This window comes from Paenibacillus tyrphae, assembly GCF_027925525.1.
Taxonomy (GTDB): Bacteria; Bacillota; Bacilli; order Paenibacillales; family NBRC-103111; genus Paenibacillus_G; species Paenibacillus_G tyrfis_B.
Genome location: NZ_BSDJ01000012.1, coordinates 155,703 through 181,161 on the forward strand (window position 1 = coordinate 155,703; position 25,459 = coordinate 181,161).

The window sequence follows — 25,459 nt, forward strand, 5'->3', positions numbered from 1 at the left end:
ACCGCTAGTTGGTTGCAGAAGCCGCACGCTGTGCCGCTTCAAGCGTATTGCGAAGCAGAATCGTAATCGTCATCGGACCGACGCAGCCCGGCACCGGCGTTACATAGCTCGCCGTCTCCAGAACGTCGTCAAAATCGACGTCTCCCGCCAGCTTGCCGGTATCGAGCCGGTTGATGCCCACGTCGACGACAACGGCTCCCGGCTTGATGTGGCTGCGGTTGATCATCTTCGCTTTGCCGACCGCCGCGATCAAAATATCCGCCTGCCGCGTAATTTCTTCCATATTTTTCGTGCGCGAGTGACACACCGTTACGGTTGCATTCTCGCGAAGCAGCAGAATGGCCATTGGCTTGCCGACGATGTTGCTGCGTCCGATCACGACGGCATGCTTGCCGGCGATTTCAACGCCGACTTTCTTGAGAATCTCAATGACGCCCGCCGGCGTGCAAGGAGCCGGTCCTTCCTTGCCGATCATCAGGTTGCCTACATTGACCGGATGGAAGCAGTCGACGTCCTTTTCGATCGCAATCGCTTCGACTACCCGTTCCTCCGAGATATGTCCCGGCAGCGGCGACTGGACAAGAATGCCGTGAATCGCCTTATCGCCGTTCAGCTTGGAGATAAGGGCCAGCACATCGGCCTCCGGCGTATGTTCCGGAAGCTTGTACACTTCGGAATGCATGCCCGCTTCTTCACAGGCTTTCGCTTTATTGCGCACGTAGACGTGCGAGGCCGGGTCGTCACCGACGATGACCACCGCAAGTCCTGGCTGTACCCCTTGCTGCTTCAACTGCTCGACTTGCTGCTTAATATCGGCGCGGTAAGCGCTGACGATTTCTTTGCCGTTAATGATTTGCGCGGACATGCTTGTTTTCCCCTTTCGCTAGGTCGCTTTTACGCTTCGGACGAACGGCTGCGGATCGTCTCCAGGTCTTTGATCATTTTGCCGAGTACGCCGTTGACGAACTTCCCCGATTCCTCCGTGCCAAAATTTTTGGCCATTTCGATCGCTTCGTTCACGACAACCTTCGGCGGTACATCTTCCCGAAACACCATTTCGTATGTGGCAAGCCGCATAATTTCCCGGTCCACCTTGGACAGCCTGTCCATCTGCCAGCCCTTCAAATAATCGGAAAGCAGGCCGTCGATTTGCCGCTTGTGCTGCATCGTGCCTTCCACGAGCTCAAGCACCTCATGAGGCACAATCTGATCGCGCTCCCGCGTAAGCTGCGCCTCGTCCTCCGTCCGCGCTTCTTCGATTACGTGCGCGATGGCATCGGCCGCTGTCGCTTCGTTCATTTCGATCTGATATAAGCTTTGCACCGCAAGCTCCCTTGCCAATCTTCGTCTCATCCGATCAAATCCTCCTGTGGGTTTGCACTTGCTTCACCGGAATAAACCGGCTGTGTCTTCCGTGTCTTAAGTTGAAGACTTATAACTTGTTATTAACCGAAAAAAATCCTTGGGCGTCATCCAAGGATTTTAGCGGAACAGTCTCCATTTGTCCATTAGCCGGCGCCAAGTGTCTTCTGCGGGAAACACCGGCTCGTTCCGGTCCAACCTTTTCCCTATGTAGTATCCAGTATATACGATCAGGATAAAGATTAACATACGCCAGAAGCCGAAGAACAAATAAATGAGGCCAAGGGCACTCCCGGCCAGAACGCCGATCGTCTTACCCCTGTGCTGTTCCCACAGCTGCTCCCAAATTCGCATCCACATCCGGGGGCTCACCTCTATTCCACTCGACTTTTAAATGTCGGGGACGATTGTTGAATATTCGCGATAAATACCGTGACGAAAGCTACGGGAATCCCGGTAATTTCCTCAATATGCCGCTTCACGTTCGCCTGCATCTCTTCGGTCATCGCCGGAATGGAATTTTCGCCGTCCACGATGGCGCGAATGACGATTTCAAGTCCGGATTGATTCACTTTGACACGGGCGCGCAAATCTTGAACCCCACGCGTCCGGCCTGCCGCTTTCAACGACAAATTCTCCACCGTATCGAGCGAAATGCGGATGTCCCCGAATTCGGTCCGCTGATCGATCGACGGTGACGAAGATTTGCCGCGTCTGACGGACAAGTACAGGAAGCGAAGGCTTAACAGCGCAGCCACCACTGTGGAGCTGATGAAAATAATCGCCGTTCTTAAATCGTAATACACATCGTGAGCGAAATTGCCCGCCGTATTGAAGGAAATCAGGCCGAATGCAGCGAACAGCAAAATGAACGTTGCGATCAGCACGGCCAAGCTGAAAATAAAGAGCAGCAGTCTGTCAAGAACTTTTACCACGAATCCTGACTCCTTCCTAAGATGGAGGAAACCCCCAAACGGTGAAGGATGGGGGTTCAACCGGGGTATTTATTAATTATTTTACGCGCTGTGCGGGCGTTTCCGGCTCTTCGACTTTGTCCGCACCTTTAAAAATAACGTCATGAATATGAACGTTCACTTGAACGACGCTAAGTCCGGTCATCGATTCGATGGCTTGCTTGACATTGTGCTGAACCGCGCTTGCAACCTCCGGAATCCGCGTGCCGAATTCGATGATGACAGACACGTCAATCGCCGCTTCGCGCTGACCCACTTCGACCTTTACGCCTTTGGACATATTTTTACGTCCGAGAAACTCGGCGATATCTCCGGCAAATCCGCCGCTCATGCCCGCAACGCCGGGCACTTCTACAGTTGCCATACCGGCGATGATCTCGATCACCTCCGGAGCAATCTGAATCGTGCCCATCTCGGTCTTCTCATAATCCGCTGCCAGTGTACTCATGGTCAGGACCTCCTAAACATTTGGCTTGCCCACACCTAAACTTATTGTATACTATACCATTCCCTTAAAAATATGACAACGAAGTGAACGGTGTGCTTAAGAGTCCGGATCGTTCACGTCATGCTCTTCCAAAAACTTGATATCGAAGTCGCCGGCCAAAAACTTTTTATGCTCCAGCAGCTTAAGATGGAATGGAATCGTCGAATGTATGCCTTCGATCGTAAATTCGGCCAAAGCGCGCTTCATTCGCTGGATCGCTTCGTCGCGGTCCTCTCCCCACACGATCAGCTTCGCGATCATCGAATCGTAGTGAGGCGGAATCGTGTAGCCCGGGTATGCGGCGCTGTCGACGCGGACGCCGAAGCCGCCAGGCGGCAAATAAAATTTGATTTGACCCGCGGACGGCATGAAGTTGCGCTCCGGGTCTTCCGCGTTGATCCGGCATTCGATCGCCCAGCCGTTGATGCGCACCTCGTCCTGAGTGAACGAAAGCGGCTCGCCTTCCGCGACACGGATCATTTCTTTAATAATATCGATGCCCGTGATCAGCTCCGTAACCGGGTGCTCCACCTGAATCCGGGTGTTCATTTCCATAAAGTAAAACTGTCCGTCCGGTCCGAGCAAAAACTCCAGCGTACCGGCGCCGGAATAATTGACGGCTTTGGCCGCACGAACGGCCGCTTCGCCCATTCGTTCGCGAATCTCCTCGGTCAGAATCGGACAAGGCGCTTCCTCCACCAGCTTCTGGCGGCGGCGTTGCACCGAGCAATCGCGCTCGCCCAGATGCACCACGTTGCCGTGCTTGTCGGCCAGCACCTGAATTTCGACGTGCTTCATCCCCGTCAAATATTTCTCCAAATAAACGCCCGCATTGCCGAATGCTTTTTGTGCTTCCTGCTGGGCGGTCGTAATTTGCTGAATCAGCATTTCTTCGTTTTCGGCCAGACGAATGCCTTTGCCTCCGCCTCCGGCCGTAGCTTTAATAATGATCGGATAGCCGATCTCGCGGCCCAGACGGATCGCTTCGTCCATATCCTCGACAAGGCCGTCGGAGCCGGGGATAACGGGAACCCCCGCTTCCTTCATCGTCTGCTTCGCGACGGATTTGTCGCCCATCTTGCTGATCGCTTCCGGCGAAGGACCGATGAACGTAATGTTGCAGCTCTCGCAAATTTCGGCAAAGTCAGCGTTCTCCGCCAAAAAGCCGTATCCCGGATGAATCGCGTCGGTCTCCGTCAACGTCGCGACGCTCATCAGATTCGTATAATTCAAATAGCTGTCTTTGGAAGCTGTCGGTCCGATACAATAGGCTTCGTCCGCCAAACGGACATGCAGCGCTTCGCGGTCCGCTTCCGAGTAGACCGCGACCGTAGAAATTCCGAGCTCACGGCATGCGCGAATAATGCGCACGGCGATTTCCCCACGGTTGGCGATCAATACTTTTTGAAACTTCAATGGGTTCTCCTCCTAGCGGATTATTCCGGTTTCACCAGGAACAGCGGTTGGCCGTACTCTACCAACTGGCCGTTCTCGACAAGCACTTCGACGATCTGGCCTTTGACTTCGGCTTCGATCTCGTTCATCAGCTTCATCGCTTCGATGATGCAGACGATCGTCGTTTCCTTCACGCTGCTGCCCTTGGAAACGAACGGCGCCGCTCCCGGTGCCGGAGCTTCGTAGAACGTGCCGACCATAGGGGAAACAATCGTATGTAAATTGGATGGGATTGCTGCCGGAGCTTCGGCTGCAGGTATGTTGACTGCCGCAGATGTCTGAACGACAGCTTGAGGCGCAGGCTGCTGGGCAACGAGGCTGGCCGCAGGCTGTGCGGCGGCGACGACGACTTGCTCGGTTTTATTCGGTTTACGGATTAAAAGGCGGGAGCCTTCGTTTTCGATCTCTAGTTCATGCAAAGATGTTTGATCCACCAGCTTGATCAATTCTTTAATTTCGCTTAACTTAAACACGGAATTCACTCCTTTGGGCATCTTGTTGACGGCCGCTCCGCAAGCTGCGGCACGCCCCCGACCAAACGGCAGGCACACCGACGGCTTGTCCCGCGGCAGCGGTCAACACCGTAAAACAAACGACGTTGTTATTATATCACAATCTTTCGGTAAGAAAAGAGTTTCCTTGTTCCGGGAATAGCGCGAACTTCTCAGCTCCACCGGCCGTCCCGAAAAGCCGCCGCGAATAAGAAAAGAATATGACGAATATCGTCGAACGGTGACATAAAAAAGGAGAGCCGGGTTTTCCGGACTCTCCTTGCCTGAATATTCTTCATGCCACCGGCTTCACAGTACCGGCTTAAGGAATCATTTGTACCGATACGGTGTCAGGGCCGACGCTCAATTCTTTGATCGTTTTATCGATGATGCTGAGCGCTTGGCTTTTCTCCAGCTTGCTTGCTTGGACGGTAACCTTCCATTTGTTGGAATCTTGTGTTACAACGGCTTGCGGGAAATCTTTCGTCAAGCTTTCTTCGAGATTCGTAACTTTAGCTTCCATATCTTCGATTTTCCGCAGCTCTTCCTGCGCCTTAACAGCAGCTTCGGCCGTTTGTTTCGGGTCTGCGATAATTGTCAGGAGCTGCTCGGCCTTCTTAGCCATCTCCTCGTTGCGCTTAAGCTGAAGGTTTACAAAATAGTCTTTCCCCGATTGGGCAGTCGCCTGCGCTTGCACCTGCTGCAGCACTTTGGCTTCCGTTTCGTTTTTGGAGACCGGCTGAGCGGCGATCGACGACGTCTCCGCTCCCGTGCTGCTGGGTTTTTCACCCTTACCGGGCTTTTGCTCCGGTTTGCCTTCCGGCTTTTGTTCCGGCTTCATCTCAGGCTTCTGCTCAGGTTTCATTTCCGGTTTTTGCTCCGGCTTCATCTCGGGCTTCATTTCCGGTTTTTGCTCGGGCTTCACCTCAGGCTTCTGCTCGGGTTTGATCTCCGGCTTTTGCTCCGGTTTTATTTCCGGTTTTTGTTCCGGCTTCACCTCAGGCTTTTGTTCGGGCTTCACTTCCGGTTTTTGCCCCGGCTTTTGCTCGCCTCTCGGACCGGCGTTCGCATCTGTCGCTGTCGGATGCATGGCATCCGTTTGTCCGGCGCTGATCGTCATTTCCTTCGGCGTCGTTCCCGTCACTTCCACATTGCCCACGTCTTCCGTAAACAAGTAGTAGGCGGACAGCACCACCATCAAACTAAGCATGGATACAAGCCAAATGGTTTGTCTTTTCGAATTCATTGCATATCCTCCTTAACGTTTATCCTTGTTAAAATTGAATGTATCGCACCGGCCTCGTACGGCTCACTGCTTCCGAGGCTGGATCGATATCCGGTGGGCAGGCACATCCAGCCCGCGTTCTACTGCTTCGGTAATCATTTTTTTCACCGTCAGATTTTCTGCGCCCTTGGCGACGACGAGCACGCCACGGATTTTCGGCTTAATCGTCTTGACGACGAGCGGCTGCTTGCCGCCCGAAACTTCGTACAGCACTACTTCGCCGTTTCGGGTTACGTCGGTGATATGTCTCGTGGCCCCCTGCGGATCTTTCTCATTGGTAATTTGCTGCGTTTCCTTGGTGTTGCGCTCGACGTTCAGTTCCTCCGTCGACTCAATGGTCACCAGCACTTCCACATCGCCTACTCCGACAATTTTCGACAAGATGTCTCTGAGTTCGGTTTCATACGCTTCCTCATAATCTTTGAACAGGCTTCGCTCTTTGCTTCCCTGACCGAAGGCCGGCTTGGTCTGATCGGGAGGAGATGCCCGTCCCGTGCCGATGGGATCCACCTCCTTCACGGTGATAAACGAGTTCAGAATCATAAGCGCGGCGCCTACGAGCCCGAGCAGCAGCACCCATCGAAACGTTTGCGCCCGCTTCGGACCTCCCGGGCCGCCGCCAAGCCACGATTGCATCCTTCTCCGTATCTCTCCCATCCGCATCACCTCCCCGCCGCCAGCTCCAGCCGGATTTGGTCTTCGCCCACCTGCCAATCCTGCTCCAACATCAGTAATATTTGCGTCTTTTTCTGCAACCATTCAGGCGATAGCTTATTTTCATCCGATTCCCTGCTGCTTATCCGGGAAACAGGCCTCGATTGCGGCTCTCCGATGCGGATATCGACACCTGCAACGGGCTCCACCGGTTTAACCGGCTCGATCCCTGTACCCGGACTTGAAGCCGTATCCGTAACGGACGCAACCGGCGATTGCGGTTCCAAGGCGAGAGAGACGCTGCGGATGACAAGCCGGCCTTCGCTGTCGGCGGCGGTCTCGACCTGAATGCTTCGCACCTTCACCTCGGCCTTCCGCTCGATGCTTCGCTTCATCAGATCGGCAGCCTGCGCCTCCACCAGCTTGCGCGATTGCTCCTGTTGCTTGGTTTTCAGCGCTTCAGCCCGCTGCAGGGTGACGGGCAGCGACTCGACCTCTCCGCTTGCCCCGCCCGCCGGCCGTTCCGGGCTCGTCGCGCCGCTTTTGAACAGCGCATCCTTGACTCGCTCATCCAATTGCGACCGTTGGCCAAGCAGCGAGAAAAGCGGCTGCAGCAGCGTGAGCAGCAGGAACAGGCCGATCACGGTTTTGACGTAGCGCTGCATCGACTGGTTCGGCAGCAGCAGGTCGACGAAGGTGGCGAGCAAGATGACCATGACGATCGACTTGAGCCACCCGCTCAGGAAGTCCAATCGTCATCCTCTCCTTCGCGGGGCGCGATTCAGCGCATCATGACGGATACGTTGCCAGCGGCAATCACGATGGTGATCGCCAGGAAAAACATGAGACCGACGACGGCGAGCGCTGCAAATACGAATATCAAACTTTTACCAATCGTTTCCAAGCACGTGATCATCGGGTTATCTCCCAAGGGCTGCATCACCGCAGCCGATACATTATAGATGAAGGCAAGCGTTAATATTTTGAGCGCCGGGAAGGCGCAGAGCACCAGAAGAATGACAACCCCCGCCAGCCCTACCGCATTTTTCACCAGCAGCGAAGCACCGATCACGGTCTCCGAGGCGTCCGAGAACAACCGCCCGACCACTGGCACGAAGTTGCCGGCAATGTACTTGGCCGTCCGGATCGTCACCCCGTCCGCCGCAGCGCTGCCGATGCCTTGTACCGAAACGACCCCCAAAAATACCGTAACGAAAACTCCAAGACACCCTACGCTGATATTCCGCAGCAAATTGGCAAGCTGGGTCACCTTGTATTTGTCCGACAGCGAGCTGACGATATGCAGCACCGCCGAGAAAAACAGCAGCGGAAATACGATGAAGTAGATCGCTGTCCCGACGGCGTGGATCATGAACACGATCAGCGGGTGCATGACGGTGACCGTCACCACGTTGCCCATGGAGGCGAGCAGCGTGAGCAGCAGCGGCACAACGGCGATCATGAAGTGGATCATATCGGTGATCGCCGATTTCGCATAGCCGATCGCGACGCTGAAGCTGTTGACCGCCATAATCATCAGGACCAGAAACGAAATGGCGTAGGCGATTTTGCTGACGTTATTTTTCTCGAAGGAGCTTTGCAGCGTTTCCAGCAGCATGCTGAACACGGTAAGAATGACGATGGAAACGAGCAGCTTGCCATTGTAGAGAAGCTCGTGAAACAAATATTTGAACAGTCCCGAGAAAACCGAGCCGAGGCCGAAATCCTTGGCTCCGAGCAGCAGCTCCATGAAGCTCGGGGCCCGGCTGTCCGGAAAATATCCGCCGTACTGCCGGGTCAGCCGGCTCCAGAATTGCTCGACCTGATCGAGCGGCAGCCGCTGCGCCTGCTCCCGGATCAGCTCTTCCGCCGGTACGGCGGCATAAGCGGTGCCGCAGCAGCCAGCGCCTCCGTCCAACAGGAGCGCCGTGAGGAACGCCGCGCCTAGCAGCAGTCTAAGCCGGAGCGCGCCGCAGGCAGCCAGTCTCCCGCATGAATGTCGTAACCCTTGCATCCAGCGCCGCCTCATCGCTTCGCCTCCACCCGCTTTTTCATGCCGTGCTGCCTATCTCCGGAGCTACGCGGGAAGCAGCTTGACGACCGTTTCGATGATGGCCGAGACGATCGGAATCGCCATCACCATAATGAGAACTTTGCCGGACAGCTCGATTTTGGAGGCGATCGCTTCCTGGCCGGCATCCCGCACGATCTGGGCGCCGAATTCGGCAATGTAGGCGATGCCGATGATTTTCAGAATCGTTTTGAGAAAAATCAGGTTGATGTTCGCCTTGTTGGCCAGCTCCTCCAGCACTCCGATCACGGCGGTTATTTTGCCGATCAGAAAGAGAAAGATCGTAATGCCGGTGAAGGCCGTCAGCAGAAAGGCGAACATCGGCTTTTGTTCCTTGATGATCAGCACCAGCACGGTTGTCACCAACCCGAGCCCTACGATTTGAATGATCTCCACGGGCTTCACCTGCTTTTATTGGAAGAGAAAAATCGTCTTGATCTCTTTAAACAAGCTGTCCAGCAGCCGGACCACCATAAACAGCACGACGACGAAGCCGATCACGGTGACCCAATGCGCCATATCTTCTTTGCCCATCTGCTTCAGCACGGTATGAATCATTGCGATAATGATGCCGATGCCGGCGATCTGGAATATCGCGTTTACGTCCACGTTCATTGGCGGCACCTCACCCTTAAGCCTGGCTCTGCTTCTAATACATTAAAATGACGACTAACGCGCCCATCAGCAGGCCGAGGCTTTTCCACATCCGCTCGTACCGCTCCCGCTCGTCCCGCGCAATGTCCGCTTCCCCTTGCAAACTGCTGACGGTGAGCCTCAGGTGCTTCACCTGGTCATCGCGGTCCGTCAGCCCCAGTGTAGAGCCAAGCTGCAGCAAAATGTCCCGCTCCGCCGCTTTCATCGACGTCGTTTTCCATCCCCGGCTGACCGCCTGTTCCCAGACGGCCTGTACGGAAAGGCCGCCGGGCTTGCCGAGTTCCTCCGCAGCGGCTGTAAACAAAGCGCCCGCCGGGGAGTCGTCCGCTCTTGCGGCGCGCCGGAGCGCGTCCGACAGCGGCGTGAAGCCGTAGACGATTTCCGTTTCCAGCCGCTGCAGCATGCGGATCAGATCGGCGATTTGCCTCGGCCGGCGCGACAATTGGGAAGCTTGGTAAAAGCCGAACAGTGTGCCTGCCAGCAAAATCAGCATGGCGCCAAGCAGCTTCAGCATGCGGGGTCCTCGTCTTCTTCGCCGGTTCGTTTCATCAGCTCAGCCCCCCTCTCCAAGCCAGCCTGTCGTCCAGCCGTTTGTTCTGCTTGTCATAAACGGCCGTTTCCGGGCCCGCTCCCGGCGGTCTGGTCAGTACAACAAAGCGGTCGAACACGCCGTCTTCGAGCAGCTCGCGCAGGATCGGGCGACGCCTGAGCTCTGCGGCGTCCCGGCCGTGGGCGGTAGCGATGACGCCGACGCCGGCATGCAGCGCTTCGTGGATCGCAAGCGCGTCCTCGGCCCGACCGATCTCGTCGGCAATCAGCACCTCCGGCGACATGGAGCGGATCATCATCATCATGCCTTCCGCCTTCGGACAGCCGTCCAGCACGTCCGTCCGGTACCCGACATCGAAGCGGGGCACCCCTTTGACGCAAGCGGCAATCTCGGACCGTTCGTCGACGATGCCAATCTTGAAGGACCGGCGCAAGCCGTTGTCCGCTCCTCCCGTGCCCAGCAATCGGGCCAGATCGCGGACGAGCGTCGTCTTTCCCTGCTGCGGAGGAGAGACGATCAGCGTGCGGTACACCCGCTCGCCGCCCGGTTCGAGCAGATAGGGAAGGACCGGCTTGGCGGCATTTTTCCATTCCCGCGCCAGCCGTACGTTGAAGCCGCTGACATCCTTGATGTATTTCACTTTTCCTTGTTCCAGGACGGTTCGTCCGGCGAGGCCGATCCGGTGTCCGCCGGCAACGGTAATGAATCCCCGCTTCAGTTCCTCCTCGAACGTGTACATCGAATGCTGCGTTAGCTGCTCCAGCAGCTCCGCACAGTCCCGGCGCGTCGGCCGGTAGGCTTGCCCGGGATCGGCGCACAATTCGCCCTTGTCCGATACGAAGCCGCAGCCTGAGGCCCAGACGACTTCCAGGGGCCTCTCTTCGCGGATCCGGATTTCTTGCAGCTCGGCGGTAGTGCGGGTTGGTAGAGTTGCTAGGATCTGCTGCATAGCGGCAGAGAAGAACGGCAGCAGCGACCGGATCATGGTTATCCCTCCAAGCTGTCCATCTTTTACAATCATATGTATGATGCAATCTACTGAACTATGACCGATTACTTTTTTAAGATTCCAATAAAAATACAGCTCACGCCGATAAGCACCCAAAGCATTTTGCCCGCCGACAGCTTATCTGCCATCCCCACGAGTCCGATCGTCGTTGTCGTAAGCAGCACGAAAGGCCCGACCAGCGCTAGGCCAGAATTGACCAGAAGCGCTTTCTCAATCTGGTTGTAGCGCAGCATAAGCAGCCCCGCCATGATCTCGATGCTCCCCGAAAAGATTCGGATCAGCGCCATACTGAGGACGATTTTATTAATGACCGACATGCGTTTCCCCCCTTCGCATTCCTTATGTCATGTTATGCGGGCTCGTCTTATTTTAGGCTTGCGGGGCACACCATTCGCCCAAAATGCATATGATGACACCGTAATTCAACTTTAAAGTTACTGCGAGGCGATACAAGATGGAGGTTACATCAGCGCTGCAGTGGAACACCCTGCTCAGCGATCCGACCGGGCGTCGTACGGAGAAGCCGCGAGCCTTAGGCAAAACGATGGTGATCGACAAAGGCCTTGGGCTTCATGCGCTTGAGGATTTGCTGCAGACGGCAGGCGTCTATATCGACATGCTGAAAATCGGATTCGGCACCTCGCCGCTTTATAAGACGGAGTTGCTTAAGCGAAAAATCGAAATGGCCAAAGCCCACGACATTATCGTCTACCCTGGAGGTACGTTTCTGGAGGTGGCGATTCGGCAGAATGCGGTCGACCACTACTTTGATATGGCAGCTTACATGGGCTTCAGCGGTGTGGAAGTGTCGGACGGAACTATCGAGGTACCCCGGAGTTTGCGCAGCGAGCTGATCTCCCGAGGTGTGGAAGCAGGACTCACCGTCATCACCGAATACGGGAAAAAAGGCTGGGGCTCCACGATCGAATTGGACGCATTGATTGAGACGGTGATTGTGGATACCGGGCTTGGTGCCGCGCTTGTCACGATCGAAGGCCGGGAATCCGGCAAAGGCGTCGGCATCTACGACGCTCAAGGCGCTTGCAAGGATAAGGAAATCGCGCAGGTGCTCAGGCAGGTGCCGAGTCCAGACGTTCTGCTCTGGGAAGCGCCGCAAAAGGAGCAGCAGGTGCATCTGATGCAAATGCTGGGAGCCGACGTTCATCTGGGCAACGTCGCTCCCTCGGACGTCATCTCGCTCGAAGCGCTCCGCCGGGGGCTCCGTTCGGATACGATGCTTCCCGAAGGGCTGCAATCCGCAGCCGTCGGCCATGCATGGGATTGGCAAATTTGAAGCGGAAGGAGGTCCGGTTTCCATGAATATTCAAGTGATCGCCTCCATTAACGAAGCGAGATCCGACGATCTACAGCACAAAACCGTTATCGTCATCGATGTGCTTCGTGCGACCTCCACGATGCTGACAGCGCTTGCCGGGGGATGCCGGACGCTTGTCCCGGTCGAAACGGTGAGCCAGGCAAAGAGCTTGCAAAGTCCTGGAACTTTGCTCGGAGGCGAACGTTCGTGCAAAAAAATTCCCGGCTTCGACTTCGGCAATTCTCCTCTGGAGTATACGCCTGAAGCCGTGTCCGGCAAAACGTTAATCATGACGACGACAAACGGCACCCGGGCGATTCATAAGGCCAGGAAAGCGGACCACGTGCTGATCGGCGCTTTCCTGAACGCCGGGGCCTGCGCCCGCAAGGCGGCCTCGCTGGACCAGGAAATCATGCTGGTCTGCTCTGGAGCCCAGGACGTGTTCTCGCTGGAAGACGGCCTGTGCGCCGGTCTGCTTGTGCACGAGTTGCTCCAGTTGTCGGGCTGCGATCCGGACAGTCCGGCAGCCGCACAGACGGTCGGCGATTTCGGCCTGGCCATGCTTCACGCCTACCGGCAAGTACAGGACCGTCTGACCGAAATGCTGCTCTCCTGCGCAGGCGGACGACGGCTGACCAAGCTCGGCTTCCGGGACGATGTGACGTACTGCTCGCAAATCGACCTATTGCCCTTGGCTCCTGTCGTGCGTGCCGGGAAGCTGGAGCCGGAGCAAGCCTCCGCCCCGTTCTAGTTCTAAACCAAGCCCTCGTTCATACACTGGAAAGGAAACCATTGGACAAGGGGCCTGACCATGAACGGAGACATTTTGCTGGTGGCGCTGATTATCATCGGTCTGATCGGTCGCTCCCATATTATTACAACAGCGGCGTGCGTGCTGTTGATTATTAAGCTCATCAGTTTGGAACGGTATTTGCCTACCATCGAACGGAGAGGACTGGAGCTCGGGCTGCTGTTTTTGACGATGGGGGTATTGGTTCCGTTCGCCAGCGAACGGATTTCGATTAAAGACGTGACGTCGATGTTCACCACTTGGCCGGGGATCTTGGCTTTGGTCGGGGGCGCAATCGCAACGTACATGAATGGCAAAGGCTTGGAGTTATTAAAAATAGACCCACAATTGATTGTGGGTCTTGTCATTGGGTCCATTTTCGGGATTGTTTTTTTGAAAGGCATTCCGGTCGGGCCGCTGATGGCCGCCGGAATTACCGCTTTTCTGTTGAAGCTGTTTACGTTCGTCTTCGATAAGCTGCGTTAGCTTATCTTCTTTCGGAAGGGCCGCCTACAAATACGGTCTGATCCGTATCCAGGCCGTAAGCGCTGTGCAGTGCCGCGATCACTTCGTTCAGACGGCCGTTTTCAATGACGCAGGACGTCTTGATTTCGGACGTGCTCACCAGCAGAATGCTGATGCCAAGCTCGGAGATGACCTCGAACATTTTCGCAGCTACGCCCGGCGTACTAACCATGCCCGCACCAACGATGGATACTTTGACCAGATTGGTTTCGGAGGTCACTTGACGGAAGCCGACTTCCGGACGAATCCCTTCGATGACTTGAAGCGCCTTCTCTTGATCGGACAGCGATACGGTGCAGGAGAAATCGGCGAGACCGTTCTGTACGCCGCTTTGGACGATGATATCCACATCGATTTGCGCTTTGGCCAAGGCAGAGAACACTTTAGCCAATTGCCCCGGCTTTTCTTCCACTCCCAAAATACTGATTCTCGCCACATTTTTGTCGTAAGCAATGCCGCGTACTACGATGCCTTGTTCCATCGCCGCTTCCTCCTTCACTTTCGTGCCCTCATTATGATTGAAGCTGGATCTGACGACCAGCTGTACATTGTAATTTTTGGCGTATTCCACGGCGCGCGGATGCAGAACCGCCGCTCCGAGATTGGCAAGCTCCAGCATTTCGTCGTACGAAATTTCGTTCAGCTTGCGCGCGCACTTCACGATCCGCGGATCGGTCGAATAAATGCCGTCCACATCGGTGAAAATTTCGCACACGTCCGCTTCAATGGCGGCCGCCAGCGCTACGGCCGTCGTATCCGACCCGCCGCGTCCGAGCGTCGTAATCTCGCCTTCCTCCGTCATGCCCTGGAAGCCCGCAACGATGACGATTTTACCGGCTGCGATCGCATTGCGGATACGATCCGGGCGAATATCGGTAATGCGCGCCTTGCCATGAAGCGCTTCCGTGTACATGCCGGCTTGCCAGCCCGTAAACGAAACGGCTTCGTGCCCGAGGCTGTGGATCGTCATCGCCAGCAGCGCAACCGAAACCTGCTCGCCCGTCGTCAGCAGCATGTCCATTTCTCGCGCCGGCGGCGTGCCGGGGCACAGTTGTTTGGACAAATCGATCAAATCGTCCGTTGTATCTCCCATGGCCGAAACGACGACGACACAATCGTGGCCTTCAAGCTTTCTTTCCACGATGCGGTTCGCCACCCGCTTCATCCGCTCCGCGTCACCTACGGAGCTCCCGCCGAATTTCATCACTATCAGAGACAAAGCTGCTCACTCCCTACGCAAACTTTTACATAACTAGTGAGTTATTATATCATATGCCCTATCTCTCTTGAAATAGTAAAATATCAACCCGAGCAGACGGATAACGCGAAACCTCCGTCTTTTTCCATTATTGTAAACAATTTGATCATATTGCCACAGCGCGCTTCTGCCAAATGTGCCCGATAGGCTCGGCTCGTTCCCGCCTCGGTCACGACATAGACCCGTTCTTTGCCTAGATTGCGACACCAAGCAAGAAAGCGGTCCGCCTGTTGGGCGAAGAGCAGGCCCGGCAGCGTATGAATGCCCTGCAGCCACAAATATTCGGGCAAGTCGGCCGGCAGTTGCCACTTGGGGAACCGGCCCGCAAGCCGGCCAAGCTCCAAAGGCATGTCACAAGGCATCGTATGAAAATCGTAACGGAACGGATATTGACGCGGACCTGCGAGCGGATGAACAATCCGGTCGACGGGCATGCCTTCACACCAAAGCTCCGCCGTTTGGAGCATTCGCAGCGTCGGACCAGCAATGACCGCGTCCGTATCCGAGAGCGGCTTCAAGCTTCGAAGCCGAAGCGCTTCCGTTCTGCCTCGTTCCGTGAGCTGCGGGTCCTTCATTTCCCGGCTTCCGGGCAAACCGAGCGAATGCTGCGATTCACCGTGAATGACGAATACCAAATCCATCATGCTCCCCCCAGTCCATCGTTTGCTTAAGGCTAACTGCTCCTGTTCATGTATACGAAACCTTCGTGTCCTCCATGCTACCAAGTGTTAATGCCGCCCGGGAAGCTACGGCCGGTTCCGTCGATTGGCCCATCTCTGCAGCAGCGGCTGCAGGGCGAAGGCGTAAAAGGCGGCGCTGCCGGCGAACGTCAGCGCGTAAAGCCATCCCGACGGGCCCGCTGCCAGTCCGAAAGAAACCTGCGATTCCATCCCTTGCTTGCTCGAATAAGCGTCGACAATCTTCGGTACATATCGCATGGTGAGAAGCATCCCCCAAACGACTTGTACGATAACATACAGAATATGAACCGCCGCTGCGAACAAAAGGGCGTTCCTTATCGTTTTAACCATCCAATTCACTCCTTGAATCCGTGTTCTACAGTTTGCATACCATCCAATATTCGTCATAGTGCTCGTCGCCGATTTTCAACGCGTTCGGTTCGGTGCCGAAAATTTCGAATCCGGCCGAACGGTACAATCGAACCGCCGGTTCGTTGACGGTTACCACAGCCAAATAAACCTGCTCCAGTCCATCCAGCGAGCGTACCTCCTCCAGCACATGCCGAAGCAGCGCGGTGGCGATTCCTTTCCCCTGATGGGCGCTATCCACATACACTCCCCACAGCATGCCCTTATGAGCCAGGTTGCGCGAAGACTCCCGGCGAAAGCCGATCATGCCCATCAATTCGTTGTTCTCACCGAACGCTCCCAGAAGAAACTGGTCCGCCGAATTCGGAAAACGGCGGCGAACCTCATCCATACCGGTAAGCGACGCGTCCTCGTAGTTCGATCCAAACGATTCGGGATGTTCTTTGAGCGATTTTAACCGCAAGCTCCAAAATGCCTCCACGTCTTGAGGCTCCAATTTACGAAGTAGCATGACTTCTCCTCACTTTTTAATTGATGTAAAAAAACGATTGACTCTGACATCAATGTCACGGTCTATAATAAAACTACGATCCGCAATTCACCCGAAGGAGGGATGGCCCTGAAAATCGGCGAGCTGTCCAAGGCGACCGGAGCCAGCATCCGATCGCTCCGCTATTACGAGAAGCAAGGGCTTATCACGCCGGCCCGCACCGAAAGCGGCTACCGGGAATATCACAAATTCGCCGTAGAGCAGGTCAAAACGATCCGGTTGTATCTGAATCTGGGCTTGTCTACCGAGCAGATTGCCGGTTTTCTGCACTGCGTGCTATTGAACAAAGAAGCGTTCTGCAACGAGGTATTGCCCGTATATCAGCAGAAGCTGAAGGAAATCGACGAGCAAATCCAGACGCTGGTCCGGATCAGGTCCAATCTGGAGGAGCGCATCGAATCTATTCTATCGGAACGAACCGATAACGAATCTATGGAGGGAACGAACGATGAGTCTTAAAACAAGCAACGATGCCGAATTTTCCGGAGATATCCGCAAATCCGAACTGACCTTGGTCGATTTTACCGCCGTCTGGTGCCCGCCGTGCAAAAGGCTGATCCCGCTGCTGGAGGAGCTCGGGCAAGAGCTGGGAGAGAGCGTGACGATTCTGAAGGTGGACGTTGATGCTTCGCCGAACATTGCGGCTCGCTTCGGGGTGATGTCGATGCCGACGGTCATCCTGCTCAAGGATGGCGAACCTGTCGAAAGGCTGGTCGGCTTGAGGCCGAAAGAAACATACCGTAGCTTGATTGCCAAACACTCGGCCGCGGCTTCCCGCTGACCAGCCGGGCACCGGTTATACTCCGCCATCCGTACCTCTTCCTGTTCATCGTACCATATTTTGGCGTATGGTGGAATTCCCTGCATGTCGGATGATTTTGTCGGAAACTTCGCCTAACCCAAAAAGGCTGGCGCGCCTTAGCCGCCAGCCTCCATGCTCCATTCCCCTTGTTCAATCACCAAGGTTCGGACCGGACGACCGAACTCCCGATCGATTCCCCGCTCCACAATAAGCTCATCCGGCTCGTCATGCTGCGGATCGTCCCAGTCCAGCCATTGCAAGCGGCCGAAGCTGCAGGACCGGTACGCCTTCCCGTCCTTTACCCGGACATAGACCAAATCGCCTCCGGCCAAATAGCTCACGATCGCTTGGCCTGCGTTTTGTTCCGACGGGAACCGGGTCAACCAAATCTCGATTAGCCGGCTGCGCCCGGGCGAGGCGGACAATTCGGCACAGCTGCGCCAATGGGAAGCGATAATGTCAGTCCATTGCCGGGTCCAACGCTTCTTGGTGAACACCTCGGCGACCTCGGTCGCTTTTCGCTTGAATGAAACGAGCTTCGCCGGATCGTCCAGCAAGCTGCCGATCGCTTGCCTCAGGGCATGGGCGTTCGGCTCGATGAGCAGCCCGTTATACCCGTCGATGACGAGGTCCGTTAAGCCGCCGATCCGGGTGGCAATGACCGCATTCCCGGAAGCCATCGCCTCCAGACAGGACAAGCTCGTGCCCTCGCTGTATAGCGTCGGGATCAGCGAGATATCCGCCTGCCGGTAAGCCTGCGGCATGTCGTCAAGCTTAAGAGAGTACCGTTTAATGCGGCCGGGCCACCGTTTGATTTTGATATCTACATGCCGAAGGTCGTCATCGAGCCCCTGCCCGACGAAATGAAAATCGACATTGGGATATTTAAGCAAAATTTGATCAATAACTTCCAGCACCAGGTACAGCCCTCTCGCATGGTACAATCTCCGGGGATACAAGATGACGATGCGGCCGCCCGGCTTGTCGTAATCGGGTCTTGGCGTGAATTCGTCCGTATCGACATAGTTCGGAATCACTTTGATCGTGTGGCCCAAAGCATAATCGACCGTCTGCAGCCAGTTCGCCGAATTCGTATCTACCGACACCAGCGTTCCGCACAGCCGGGCCCCTTCAATAAAACGGCGGTTCGTTTCCCAGAAAACCGTCCCGTCCGGATAACTGCAATCCGGATTATCCCAGCTCACGCCATGAATAATACCGATGCCCGAACCGCTCGTTTCATAAGGCCACGCGTTAAAAAAGGCGGAATAGACCGTCAGTGCCGAACGCTCGGCCGTTTGCTCCTGAAACAACCGGCTGTACGTTTTGACGGCGGGGATCGTATATTGCTTCGCGTCCTGTCCGCCTCTGGATAAAGACACGACGTCGATGCCCCGAACCCGGCGCAGCCACGCATCATGGCCGTACTGATAGACGGTGAGCGGCACCCCCTGCTGCTCCATCAGCCGATGCAAATCTGTCAAATACCGCTCCGCTCCGCCGTTATAGAACTTCTCCCCCTCATAATCCAGAAAGGTAACCGTCATCACCGCCGCCTTGCTGGCCGGATCGTAATTGGCATACGCCTTCCAGGCCCCCAGCCGCTCCTCCAGCAGACGCTCCGCTTGATCCGTCCGCTCCGACCATTGGTGTCCTGCGGCGAAACGCCCCCCTTCCCGGGCCGCTACCGCAGCGAATTCGGGAGCCAGGACCGATTCGAGCGCCGCTTCGAATTCGTCGGCGCCTTCCGCCAGACGCAGGATGTCGGTCCGGTACGCCGTCAGCTCCAGCAGCGGCGTTGACACGACCGGAAGGCCGAGCGCTGCATATTCGAAAAATTTGACGGGAGACACGCTGTTGGTCGTTTCGTTGACGCGGAATGGAATGATGGCCGCACGGAACCATTTTCCATAATGTACCAGTTGATGGTACGGCTTCATCCCAAGCAGGCGGACGTTGGGCGCATCGAGTTTATCCCTGGGAATGCCCGGCTTGCCGATAATGATGAACTGCCACTCCGGCTTTCTGCGGGCCAGTTCCAGCACCAGCTCGTCGTCGAACCATTCTTCCACCGCTCCGAAATATCCGATGACCGGGGAGCCTGCTGCGACAAACGGGGCCATATCTCCGGGAATGAAGCCCCGTGGCACTTCGAAATCTTCGATTCTCGCAGCGTTGGGCAAATAATAGGCGTCGGGCCGTTCCTTCATATAGCTCTGCAGCAATTTCGCGGAATAGGTCACGATATCCGCTTGGACCGTCGTTTGACGGTGCTTTTCCAGCATGTTCTCATCGTATAACGAAAAAAATTCAAGACAGTCGAGCACATCGTACCAAAGCACCTTATGCGGCAATAAGTCCGCCCAAGCCATCTGCATCAGCCAAGTACACAACACAATAACGGATTGGCTGCGCAGCGCTGGAAGCAAATACGCTTCGCCGCTCACGACGAAAAGGTTCGGCTCGGCTTCGCGAAGCTGAAATGGCTCGCCGGTAGGATCGCAAAAGAAACAAAGATAACCTCGGCGGGCAAATTCTTTCAGCAGCTGCTGCGGACGCTGGAGCGGCTCCCAGGGAACGGCTTCGGGGTATACGACGATCGCTTTGAATGCTTTGTTCCCCATCAACTTCATCACTTCCGCTGCATGCGGATCGATCGGACCATGCAGGAAGCTGGCATAATACTGCTGCCTGTAATGATATTCCGAACGAAAGTGCGGTTTCGTCTCTGCCGTCACCTTCCTCTACCTCCCCTTCGTTGCCGAATCAAACGGCGGTCACCGTCCGTTCCGTTCCCTTCCATAAATTGGGTCAATTCATCAATTTGGACCTGACAAGTTCCTATCCGCATTTGACCGACATATGGTACAACGTATCTATTTCGGAAGGAGTGTATGATGACCGTGTCCTTACGGCAAATCCTTTTCGTGAAAAGCACCAACGTTCCGGTACGCAAAAAGGCGGCTCCCCGGAAGAAACGCCCGGCCTTATTAGACATGATCAACAGGCTCCGCCACCGTTTCCTCAGGCTATTTACCAGCTTGAACCGGCGCCTTCATCGAATCTCGCGCGACGTAAGCCGGCTTACCGGACAGGTGAACGAAGTCTCCGCTCAAGAGAAGCAGTTGGCCGCGAAGTTAGCGCAAACGACGCAGTCGCTGAACGGCTTAAGCGGGCAAGTCTCCGCGTTTGCAGCCCAGACGGAGACATTCGCCACTCAGATCAGCAGCTTGCAAGCGGAAGTAGCGAGCCTCACCGCCCCGAGCCGTGCCGTTCGTACAATGCTGCACGGACGCGTCGGCACGACGGTATCGATCGAATCGAACGCAGGCTTCATCTCCGGTATGCTGACTGCGGTAGGCCACGATTTTGTCCAAATCCAAGAGCCTACCAGCGACATTGTCTTAATCCCTCATGCCAAAGTAAATTCCGCAACTTGAGAAGGGAGGCTGCAGGACATGAATTTCACGCAGGCGCTGGCCGCCTTCATCGGCAGAAAGATCGAAGCATTTTTGACGAATCAATTCGTGCAAGGTACGCTGCTCGGCGTTGGAGACGGCTTTTTTACGGTGCAGGTCCCCAATCCTTCTTACACTTCTCCGACGACTCAAGTAACGGTATTTATCCAAAATGTAGAATTCGTGCGCATTCTTGCGGCTTAATCTTGCGACGGGCCTACATCCGGCAGCGTTTCCCTCATCCACTGCAGCCACTTGGCATAACGCCCCGGGGCACGGTGGGTTATGCTGGACATTCGCAGTCTTCGATGGTACATGACTTCGGGCACTTCCTTCGGCGGACCGAACGGCAGAAGACGCGACAGGAGCTGAAGGTCTTCAAACAAACGCCCCTCGAACGGGTCCGTGGTCAGCCAGCCGCCCAGTTGCTTCAGCCTTTGGACGTTGTACATGCGGGGAGCCAGCGGAAACCCGTCTTTCAGAAGCGAATCGACCGTCATCTCTTTCGGACGCTCGCCGATTCGTCCCATGATCAAGCTTTTGTCCTGGCGTTCGTGCCACAGCATGTGCCTCCCGTAGAGGAAGGCCGCTTCGCTTCCTTGCGCTGCCCTGCCGGCGAGTAAATGCAAGCAGTCCGGCGTCAGCCAATCGTCGGCGTCAAGCTCAATGAGCCATCGGCCCCGGGCCATCGATAACGCCCGATTCAAGGCATGGGACTTCCCCATGTTTCGCTCGCAGCGCACGAACCGTATGCGGGGGTCCGCCGAAAAAGGGCAGCCGCTCAGCGTCTCCTCGGCGCCGTCGGTCGATCCGTCGTCCATGATGAGCAGTTCCCAATGCGGGTACGATTGTACGCAAACGCTTCGGATCGCCCAAACCAAATATTCCGCATCATTGAATGTACAAAGGACTACCGATACGAACGGAGACTTGCCGGGAATCGCCGCGCTATACCGCCCTTTCAGGATCGGGGCAACCTCGCGCCATTCGTCTGCCGCTCTCTTGGAAACGGGAACATTCCGCACAGCGGGCAGCCACCCCAAGGACTGCCGCTCCGGCCAATGCCATGTCTCGCTTAACTGGTATTGCTTTTCCACCAGGGTATACCGTTCGAACGGAAGCAGCTCAGGACCGGCAAATCCCGAAGACAGGCCACTGTTCCACGCTTTGGTTCGCCAAAGCACAGGCCCTCTGGGCACGCCGGCATCAGGCAGACGACGGCCGTCCGCAGCCGCCGGGAGCAGCAGCAGACCGGCATCGCTCTCCTCCAACGAGCGGACCCAAGTCTCGATCTCGCGGCGAAACGCCGGGAGCAGCCGCTCGCCCGCATACAGCACGGCAAACCAAGGCTCGTCATCATCATCATCGGCAAGAGTTTCGTTCATGCCGCCCGCAGCATGCGATTCCAGCAGTACGCACCGGCTATCCGGGAAGACGGCCCGGACGGATGCTTGCGTTTGCTCCGCAGGTCCGCTTTGACGCGAGTCCAGCACGATAAACAGCATCTCGGGCACGGCCTCCTGTCATCTGCACTTTCGGATTCACTGTTTACTATATGATAAACACCTAAAATTTGTTATCGATTTTTCGAAGGAGGGACTGTCCGGTGAGCATCATTATTTACCCGCCGACCCTCGATTGGACATGGATGAAGCAGCGCCCGCAGCAGTTAATGACCCGGCTGGCAAGACTGGGCTACACGGTTTTTTTCTGTAACCGAACGAGATCCGTTCCGCGGGTGGAGCGCATCGAGCCGAATCTGTTTGTCGTCCATCATCATGAGCATTGGCTTCAAACGGCTTGGCCCAAAATCCGCAAAACCGCTCCGGTTCTCGTCTGGTGCTCGCTGCCCTTCGCCTACTTGTCCGTTGCCGCTGCCTACTCCCCCGATCAGATCGTTTACGACTGTTCGGACGAGCTCGGCGAATGGTTTCGGGCCGAAAAACAGTTGGCCGTCCGGGCGGACGCCATCGTATGCTCGTCGCAGCGGCTGTACGATCGAATCCGAAGATACTATCCGGAGCAACGGGCCGCCTTGATCCGCAATGGCTATGATCCAAGCATGAAGCTTCACTTTCCGGACGAAGAAGCCGCTGCAAGCCGCGTGTCATCGAAGCGAAAACAGATCGGCTATGTCGGAGCGTGGGCGCCTTGGATTGACGAAGGGCTGATCGGTCAATGCTCGCAGCTGTCCGGAGCCGAAGTGACGGTAATCGGGCCCCCGTTCGACAGGAGGCACCGGCTCGACGCTTACGGCGGCAATGTACGGTTCTTGGGGCTCAAGCGGCATGAGGAGCTGCGGGACTATATTCAAAGCTTCAGCGTCTGCGTCATTCCTTTCCGCATAACGCCCGTCACGGTGTCAGCCAACCCGGTCAAAGCGTACGAGTACCTGGCCGCCGGCAAACCCGTAATATCCACCACGCTTCCCGAATGTCAGAGAATGGCTCCGCATGTGGATATTGCCGAATCCCGCGGGGATTTTATTCGGAAGGTTGCGGAACGCCTTGACGAACCGGGCGACGGGGCGGCCCGTATCTCCTATGCCCTGGAGCATACTTGGGAGCGCCGCGCCCGGGAGATCGACGCCTTCCTTCGCTCGTTGCCGGAACGAAAAGAGAGAACCCGATCCTGTGGAAGCGATCGAATTCTCTTCTGAATGATACCGCTGCATCGTTTAGCAAAGGAAGTGCTTATCGTCTGCCTTCCTCCGCTTGATGCCGTTCCTCCGTTCCGATCTCCTCCACCAGCTCCCGGCTCCCCCGGCGAAACTCGCTCAGCGTAGTCCCGACCGCCCGCCCGAGCTGTGGCAGCTTGGACGGGCCGAACAAAATGAGCGCCACCAAAACAATGAGCAAAAATCCCGATAATCCGATACCGGAAAGCATTCGCTTTTCCCCCTTTCAAGTCACTGCATCTTTTACGCGATCCGCACCGGCGAGCCTTCCTGATCGGCGGACCGCTTCTCCGCTTCCGCAATTCGCAGCGAGACAAGCGTATCCTCCGGAGCCGAGCGATCCAACGGGCGGTCGTGCATCACCGCTTCCGCGAAATATTTGATCTCGCGGTAGTACCCGCTGTCCTGGGACAGCTCCGGCACGAAGCCCTTGCCGTCCTTGGGGTTATCCTTGAGCACCCGCTTGTCGTATACCAGATTGCCGCCCTCGAAGTTAACTCGAAACGCCATTTCGAAGCCGAAATCGCCTTGCAGCGACCGGTCGATTTGCGAATTGACCACTTTGCCATCGGGATACGTATAGTTCGTGGAAATGATATCGTATGCGCTTCCCGGCAAAACGCTGCGGGCAATCGTCGCTACGGAGCCGGGGATGCCGAACAGCCAGTTCACCATATCGATGTCGTGAATATGAAGGTCGAGCATGCCGCCCCCGCTTGTATTCTCAAGCACCATCCAGTCGTTGTACGTCCATACCGGCGGATTGCCTCCGCGGAAAAAGTAAGCCGACAGCACGTTACCGTATCGCCCGCTGGCAACTGTCTCCTTCAAATATTCGTATTCCGGCCAAAAGCGCAGCACCTGCGCAATCATCAGCTTCTTGCCATATTCCCGGGCGGCTTCGATCATCGCCTCGCCTTCGCCCGTCGTGAGAGCCATCGGCTTCTCGCATAGGACATGGACGCCTTGGCGCAGCGCCTTGAGCGCCACTTCGGCATGCAGATACGTCGGCAGCGAGATGTCAACCATATCCAGCCGTTCCTCCTCCAGCATCCGGTCGACCTCGTTATACAGCCGGTATGAACTAAAATCAAATTGCGCCGACGGGTTGTGAATGTTGCCCTCGGTAAAGATACCCTGGAATTTCTTCGCGTCGACATCGCATATCGAAGTCAGCCGGAGCGGGAAGCCTTCGCGCTCCAGCCGGAGATATTGGGTCATGTGAGTCCGGCCCATAAAGCCAATTCCGATTAACCCTACGTTCAGCATCCGGTTTCTCTCTCCTCCACCGTGAAATAATGGCATGTCCGTGCCGCCGGCGACATCCTCCCGTCAGACCGGGAAGCGGACGGCGTTCGGGCGGGTCCAGACCAAATGCTGGACGAACCCCTCGGCGTAGGCGCAGCCTGCTTGAATTCCTCTCGTCTTTCCCAGAGCATCCACAAAATCGACGATATCGACCCCATCGTGCTCTTTAAGCCAGACAAGCTGGCTTTGGTGCTTCTTGAGCATTTCCAGCTTCGTGGCAAAATGGTCGCTCACATCAACGTAAAACGTCGGCTCGAACCCGAGACCGGACAAATTGTCCATATAATACAGTCCTGGCACCTTGGCCGCCGCCGGGCGATCCGTGACGAAATGCGGCAGCGTAGCAAAAAATGTCGCATAAAACACCAAGTGGCTGACGGCGATATGATCCGGCATGTAATCGTTCGGGGCGTGCGTGATAACGAGATCCGGGCGCACCTCGCGAATCAGATCGATGAACTTCATCCGGTTCTCCTGGTTGTCGGCGATCACTTCGCCGTCGCCGAAGCCGAGCGTGAGCACCCTACTGCCGATGACACCTCCCGCTTCCTCCGCTTCTTTGCGGCGGATGTCCGTCAGTTCGGACGGCGAAATGTGGTAATGCCCTTTATCCCCTTTGCAGACGTGACACAGCACGACCTCGTGCCCTGCCTGCTTCAGCTTGGCAAGCGTACCCGCGCACGAGATTTCGATGTCGTCGGGGTGCGCGCCGATAGCAAGTACGATCATGAAGCG

33 protein-coding genes are annotated in these 25,459 nt (G+C 56.0%); 8 read left to right on the top strand and 25 right to left on the bottom strand.

Going from position 1 to position 25,459, the window contains the following annotated elements; genetic code table 11:
- Positions 1–4 precede the first annotated feature (4 nt).
- The 16 genes from folD to QMG93_RS16970 form a co-directional block, all read right to left on the bottom strand.
- Positions 5–865 (bottom strand): bifunctional methylenetetrahydrofolate dehydrogenase/methenyltetrahydrofolate cyclohydrolase FolD, encoded by an 861-nt coding sequence (gene folD / locus QMG93_RS16895; RefSeq protein ID WP_281938406.1) that lies wholly within the window; start codon positions 863–865, stop codon positions 5–7.
- A 29-nt stretch (positions 866–894) separates the two neighbouring features.
- Positions 895–1,353, bottom strand: a complete 459-nt coding sequence (gene nusB / locus QMG93_RS16900; RefSeq protein ID WP_127460141.1) for a transcription antitermination factor NusB — start codon at positions 1,351–1,353, stop codon at positions 895–897.
- A 129-nt stretch (positions 1,354–1,482) separates the two neighbouring features.
- Positions 1,483–1,722, bottom strand: a complete 240-nt coding sequence (locus tag QMG93_RS16905; protein ID WP_054976928.1) for a DUF2273 domain-containing protein — start codon at positions 1,720–1,722, stop codon at positions 1,483–1,485.
- A 14-nt stretch (positions 1,723–1,736) separates the two neighbouring features.
- Positions 1,737–2,297 carry an alkaline shock response membrane anchor protein AmaP gene (gene amaP / locus QMG93_RS16910; protein ID WP_216793917.1) on the bottom strand — a complete coding sequence of 187 codons (561 nt, stop codon included), beginning with the start codon at positions 2,295–2,297 and terminating at the stop codon, positions 1,737–1,739.
- 76 nt (positions 2,298–2,373) lie between these two features.
- A complete protein-coding gene (locus QMG93_RS16915) occupies positions 2,374–2,784 on the bottom strand; it encodes an Asp23/Gls24 family envelope stress response protein (protein ID WP_281938411.1) in 411 nt (136 codons plus the stop codon).
- 96 nt (positions 2,785–2,880) lie between these two features.
- The gene (gene accC, locus QMG93_RS16920) at positions 2,881–4,239 is read right to left on the bottom strand and encodes an acetyl-CoA carboxylase biotin carboxylase subunit (RefSeq protein WP_281938413.1); all 1,359 of its coding nucleotides are present in this window, start codon (positions 4,237–4,239) and stop codon (positions 2,881–2,883) included.
- A 20-nt stretch (positions 4,240–4,259) separates the two neighbouring features.
- Positions 4,260–4,751: an acetyl-CoA carboxylase biotin carboxyl carrier protein gene (gene accB / locus QMG93_RS16925; protein WP_281938415.1), complete on the bottom strand. Its 492-nt coding sequence runs from the start codon at positions 4,749–4,751 to the stop codon at positions 4,260–4,262.
- Between the two features lie 340 nt (positions 4,752–5,091).
- Positions 5,092–6,015, bottom strand: a complete 924-nt coding sequence (locus tag QMG93_RS16930; RefSeq protein ID WP_281938417.1) for a SpoIIIAH-like family protein — start codon at positions 6,013–6,015, stop codon at positions 5,092–5,094.
- A gap of 63 nt (positions 6,016–6,078) precedes the next feature.
- On the bottom strand, positions 6,079–6,711 hold the full coding sequence (gene spoIIIAG / locus QMG93_RS16935; RefSeq protein ID WP_216793912.1) for a stage III sporulation protein AG: 633 nt from the start codon (positions 6,709–6,711) through the stop codon (positions 6,079–6,081).
- A 5-nt stretch (positions 6,712–6,716) separates the two neighbouring features.
- Entirely contained in the window at positions 6,717–7,460 is a 744-nt protein-coding gene (spoIIIAF, locus tag QMG93_RS16940; RefSeq protein ID WP_281938420.1) for a stage III sporulation protein AF, read from the bottom strand.
- A gap of 29 nt (positions 7,461–7,489) precedes the next feature.
- Complete coding sequence (spoIIIAE, locus tag QMG93_RS16945) at positions 7,490–8,722, bottom strand: stage III sporulation protein AE (protein WP_281938421.1); 1,233 nt, start codon at positions 8,720–8,722, stop codon at positions 7,490–7,492.
- A gap of 63 nt (positions 8,723–8,785) precedes the next feature.
- Positions 8,786–9,175, bottom strand: a complete 390-nt coding sequence (gene spoIIIAD, locus QMG93_RS16950) for a stage III sporulation protein AD (RefSeq protein WP_010499064.1) — start codon at positions 9,173–9,175, stop codon at positions 8,786–8,788.
- Between the two features lie 15 nt (positions 9,176–9,190).
- Positions 9,191–9,394, bottom strand: coding sequence for a stage III sporulation protein AC (spoIIIAC, locus tag QMG93_RS16955; RefSeq protein ID WP_010499062.1), 204 nt, complete (start codon positions 9,392–9,394; stop codon positions 9,191–9,193).
- A 34-nt stretch (positions 9,395–9,428) separates the two neighbouring features.
- Positions 9,429–9,947, bottom strand: a complete 519-nt coding sequence (spoIIIAB, locus tag QMG93_RS16960; protein WP_281938425.1) for a stage III sporulation protein SpoIIIAB — start codon at positions 9,945–9,947, stop codon at positions 9,429–9,431.
- A gap of 34 nt (positions 9,948–9,981) precedes the next feature.
- Positions 9,982–10,968 (bottom strand): stage III sporulation protein AA, encoded by a 987-nt coding sequence (gene spoIIIAA, locus QMG93_RS16965; RefSeq protein ID WP_281938427.1) that lies wholly within the window; start codon positions 10,966–10,968, stop codon positions 9,982–9,984.
- Between the two features lie 68 nt (positions 10,969–11,036).
- A complete protein-coding gene (locus tag QMG93_RS16970) occupies positions 11,037–11,309 on the bottom strand; it encodes a YqhV family protein (protein WP_090665576.1) in 273 nt (90 codons plus the stop codon).
- A gap of 137 nt (positions 11,310–11,446) precedes the next feature.
- Between QMG93_RS16970 and QMG93_RS16975 the strand changes: the two genes are divergently transcribed.
- The 3 genes from QMG93_RS16975 to QMG93_RS16985 are packed head-to-tail and all read left to right on the top strand — an operon-like array spanning position 11,447 to position 13,583.
- The gene (locus QMG93_RS16975; protein ID WP_281938428.1) at positions 11,447–12,286 is read left to right on the top strand and encodes a phosphosulfolactate synthase; all 840 of its coding nucleotides are present in this window, start codon (positions 11,447–11,449) and stop codon (positions 12,284–12,286) included.
- 22 nt (positions 12,287–12,308) lie between these two features.
- Positions 12,309–13,058, top strand: coding sequence for a 2-phosphosulfolactate phosphatase (locus QMG93_RS16980; protein ID WP_281938429.1), 750 nt, complete (start codon positions 12,309–12,311; stop codon positions 13,056–13,058).
- A 60-nt stretch (positions 13,059–13,118) separates the two neighbouring features.
- A complete protein-coding gene (locus QMG93_RS16985) occupies positions 13,119–13,583 on the top strand; it encodes a DUF441 domain-containing protein (RefSeq protein ID WP_281938430.1) in 465 nt (154 codons plus the stop codon).
- A gap of 1 nt (position 13,584) precedes the next feature.
- Here the strand turns inward: QMG93_RS16985 and QMG93_RS16990 are convergent, their stop codons facing one another.
- The 4 genes from QMG93_RS16990 to QMG93_RS17005 all read right to left on the bottom strand — a co-directional run bounded on the left by QMG93_RS16990 (position 13,585) and on the right by QMG93_RS17005 (position 16,440).
- Positions 13,585–14,841, bottom strand: coding sequence for an aspartate kinase (locus QMG93_RS16990; protein WP_281938431.1), 1,257 nt, complete (start codon positions 14,839–14,841; stop codon positions 13,585–13,587).
- Positions 14,842–14,924: 83 nt separating this feature from the next.
- Positions 14,925–15,524, bottom strand: coding sequence for a histidine phosphatase family protein (locus QMG93_RS16995; protein WP_281938432.1), 600 nt, complete (start codon positions 15,522–15,524; stop codon positions 14,925–14,927).
- Positions 15,525–15,626: 102 nt separating this feature from the next.
- Positions 15,627–15,911 carry a hypothetical protein gene (locus QMG93_RS17000; protein WP_281938433.1) on the bottom strand — a complete coding sequence of 95 codons (285 nt, stop codon included), beginning with the start codon at positions 15,909–15,911 and terminating at the stop codon, positions 15,627–15,629.
- Between the two features lie 25 nt (positions 15,912–15,936).
- On the bottom strand, positions 15,937–16,440 hold the full coding sequence (locus QMG93_RS17005; RefSeq protein WP_281938434.1) for a GNAT family N-acetyltransferase: 504 nt from the start codon (positions 16,438–16,440) through the stop codon (positions 15,937–15,939).
- A gap of 108 nt (positions 16,441–16,548) precedes the next feature.
- On the opposite strand from QMG93_RS17005, the gene QMG93_RS17010 reads away from it, so the two are divergent.
- Both QMG93_RS17010 and trxA read left to right on the top strand, forming a co-directional pair.
- Positions 16,549–16,938, top strand: a complete 390-nt coding sequence (locus tag QMG93_RS17010; protein ID WP_281938547.1) for a MerR family transcriptional regulator — start codon at positions 16,549–16,551, stop codon at positions 16,936–16,938.
- The gene (gene trxA, locus QMG93_RS17015; protein ID WP_281938435.1) at positions 16,928–17,260 is read left to right on the top strand and encodes a thioredoxin; all 333 of its coding nucleotides are present in this window, start codon (positions 16,928–16,930) and stop codon (positions 17,258–17,260) included. The genes QMG93_RS17010 and trxA overlap by 11 nt, the downstream gene beginning before the upstream one ends.
- Before the next feature lie 137 nt (positions 17,261–17,397).
- On the opposite strand, the gene QMG93_RS17020 is transcribed toward trxA, so the two are convergent.
- Positions 17,398–20,019: a glycosyltransferase gene (locus QMG93_RS17020; RefSeq protein WP_281938436.1), complete on the bottom strand. Its 2,622-nt coding sequence runs from the start codon at positions 20,017–20,019 to the stop codon at positions 17,398–17,400.
- Between the two features lie 165 nt (positions 20,020–20,184).
- On the opposite strand from QMG93_RS17020, the gene QMG93_RS17025 reads away from it, so the two are divergent.
- The gene (locus tag QMG93_RS17025) at positions 20,185–20,721 is read left to right on the top strand and encodes a hypothetical protein (protein WP_281938438.1); all 537 of its coding nucleotides are present in this window, start codon (positions 20,185–20,187) and stop codon (positions 20,719–20,721) included.
- Positions 20,722–20,739: 18 nt separating this feature from the next.
- A complete protein-coding gene (locus QMG93_RS17030) occupies positions 20,740–20,943 on the top strand; it encodes a hypothetical protein (RefSeq protein WP_281938440.1) in 204 nt (67 codons plus the stop codon).
- Here the strand turns inward: QMG93_RS17030 and QMG93_RS17035 are convergent.
- Positions 20,940–22,244 (bottom strand): glycosyltransferase family 2 protein, encoded by a 1,305-nt coding sequence (locus QMG93_RS17035; protein ID WP_281938442.1) that lies wholly within the window; start codon positions 22,242–22,244, stop codon positions 20,940–20,942. The two genes, QMG93_RS17030 and QMG93_RS17035, sit on opposite strands and share 4 nt — an antisense overlap.
- Before the next feature lie 101 nt (positions 22,245–22,345).
- On the opposite strand from QMG93_RS17035, the gene QMG93_RS17040 reads away from it, so the two are divergent.
- Positions 22,346–23,398 (top strand): glycosyltransferase, encoded by a 1,053-nt coding sequence (locus QMG93_RS17040; protein WP_281938444.1) that lies wholly within the window; start codon positions 22,346–22,348, stop codon positions 23,396–23,398.
- 34 nt (positions 23,399–23,432) lie between these two features.
- Here QMG93_RS17040 and tatA read toward each other — a convergent pair whose 3' ends face one another.
- The 3 genes from tatA to QMG93_RS17055 all read right to left on the bottom strand — a co-directional run bounded on the left by tatA (position 23,433) and on the right by QMG93_RS17055 (position 25,453).
- Positions 23,433–23,627, bottom strand: a complete 195-nt coding sequence (gene tatA / locus QMG93_RS17045; protein ID WP_281938446.1) for a twin-arginine translocase TatA/TatE family subunit — start codon at positions 23,625–23,627, stop codon at positions 23,433–23,435.
- A gap of 32 nt (positions 23,628–23,659) precedes the next feature.
- Complete coding sequence (locus QMG93_RS17050; RefSeq protein ID WP_281938448.1) at positions 23,660–24,685, bottom strand: Gfo/Idh/MocA family protein; 1,026 nt, start codon at positions 24,683–24,685, stop codon at positions 23,660–23,662.
- Between the two features lie 63 nt (positions 24,686–24,748).
- Positions 24,749–25,453, bottom strand: coding sequence for a PIG-L deacetylase family protein (locus QMG93_RS17055; protein WP_281938450.1), 705 nt, complete (start codon positions 25,451–25,453; stop codon positions 24,749–24,751).
- Between the last annotated feature and the right edge of the window lie 6 nt (positions 25,454–25,459).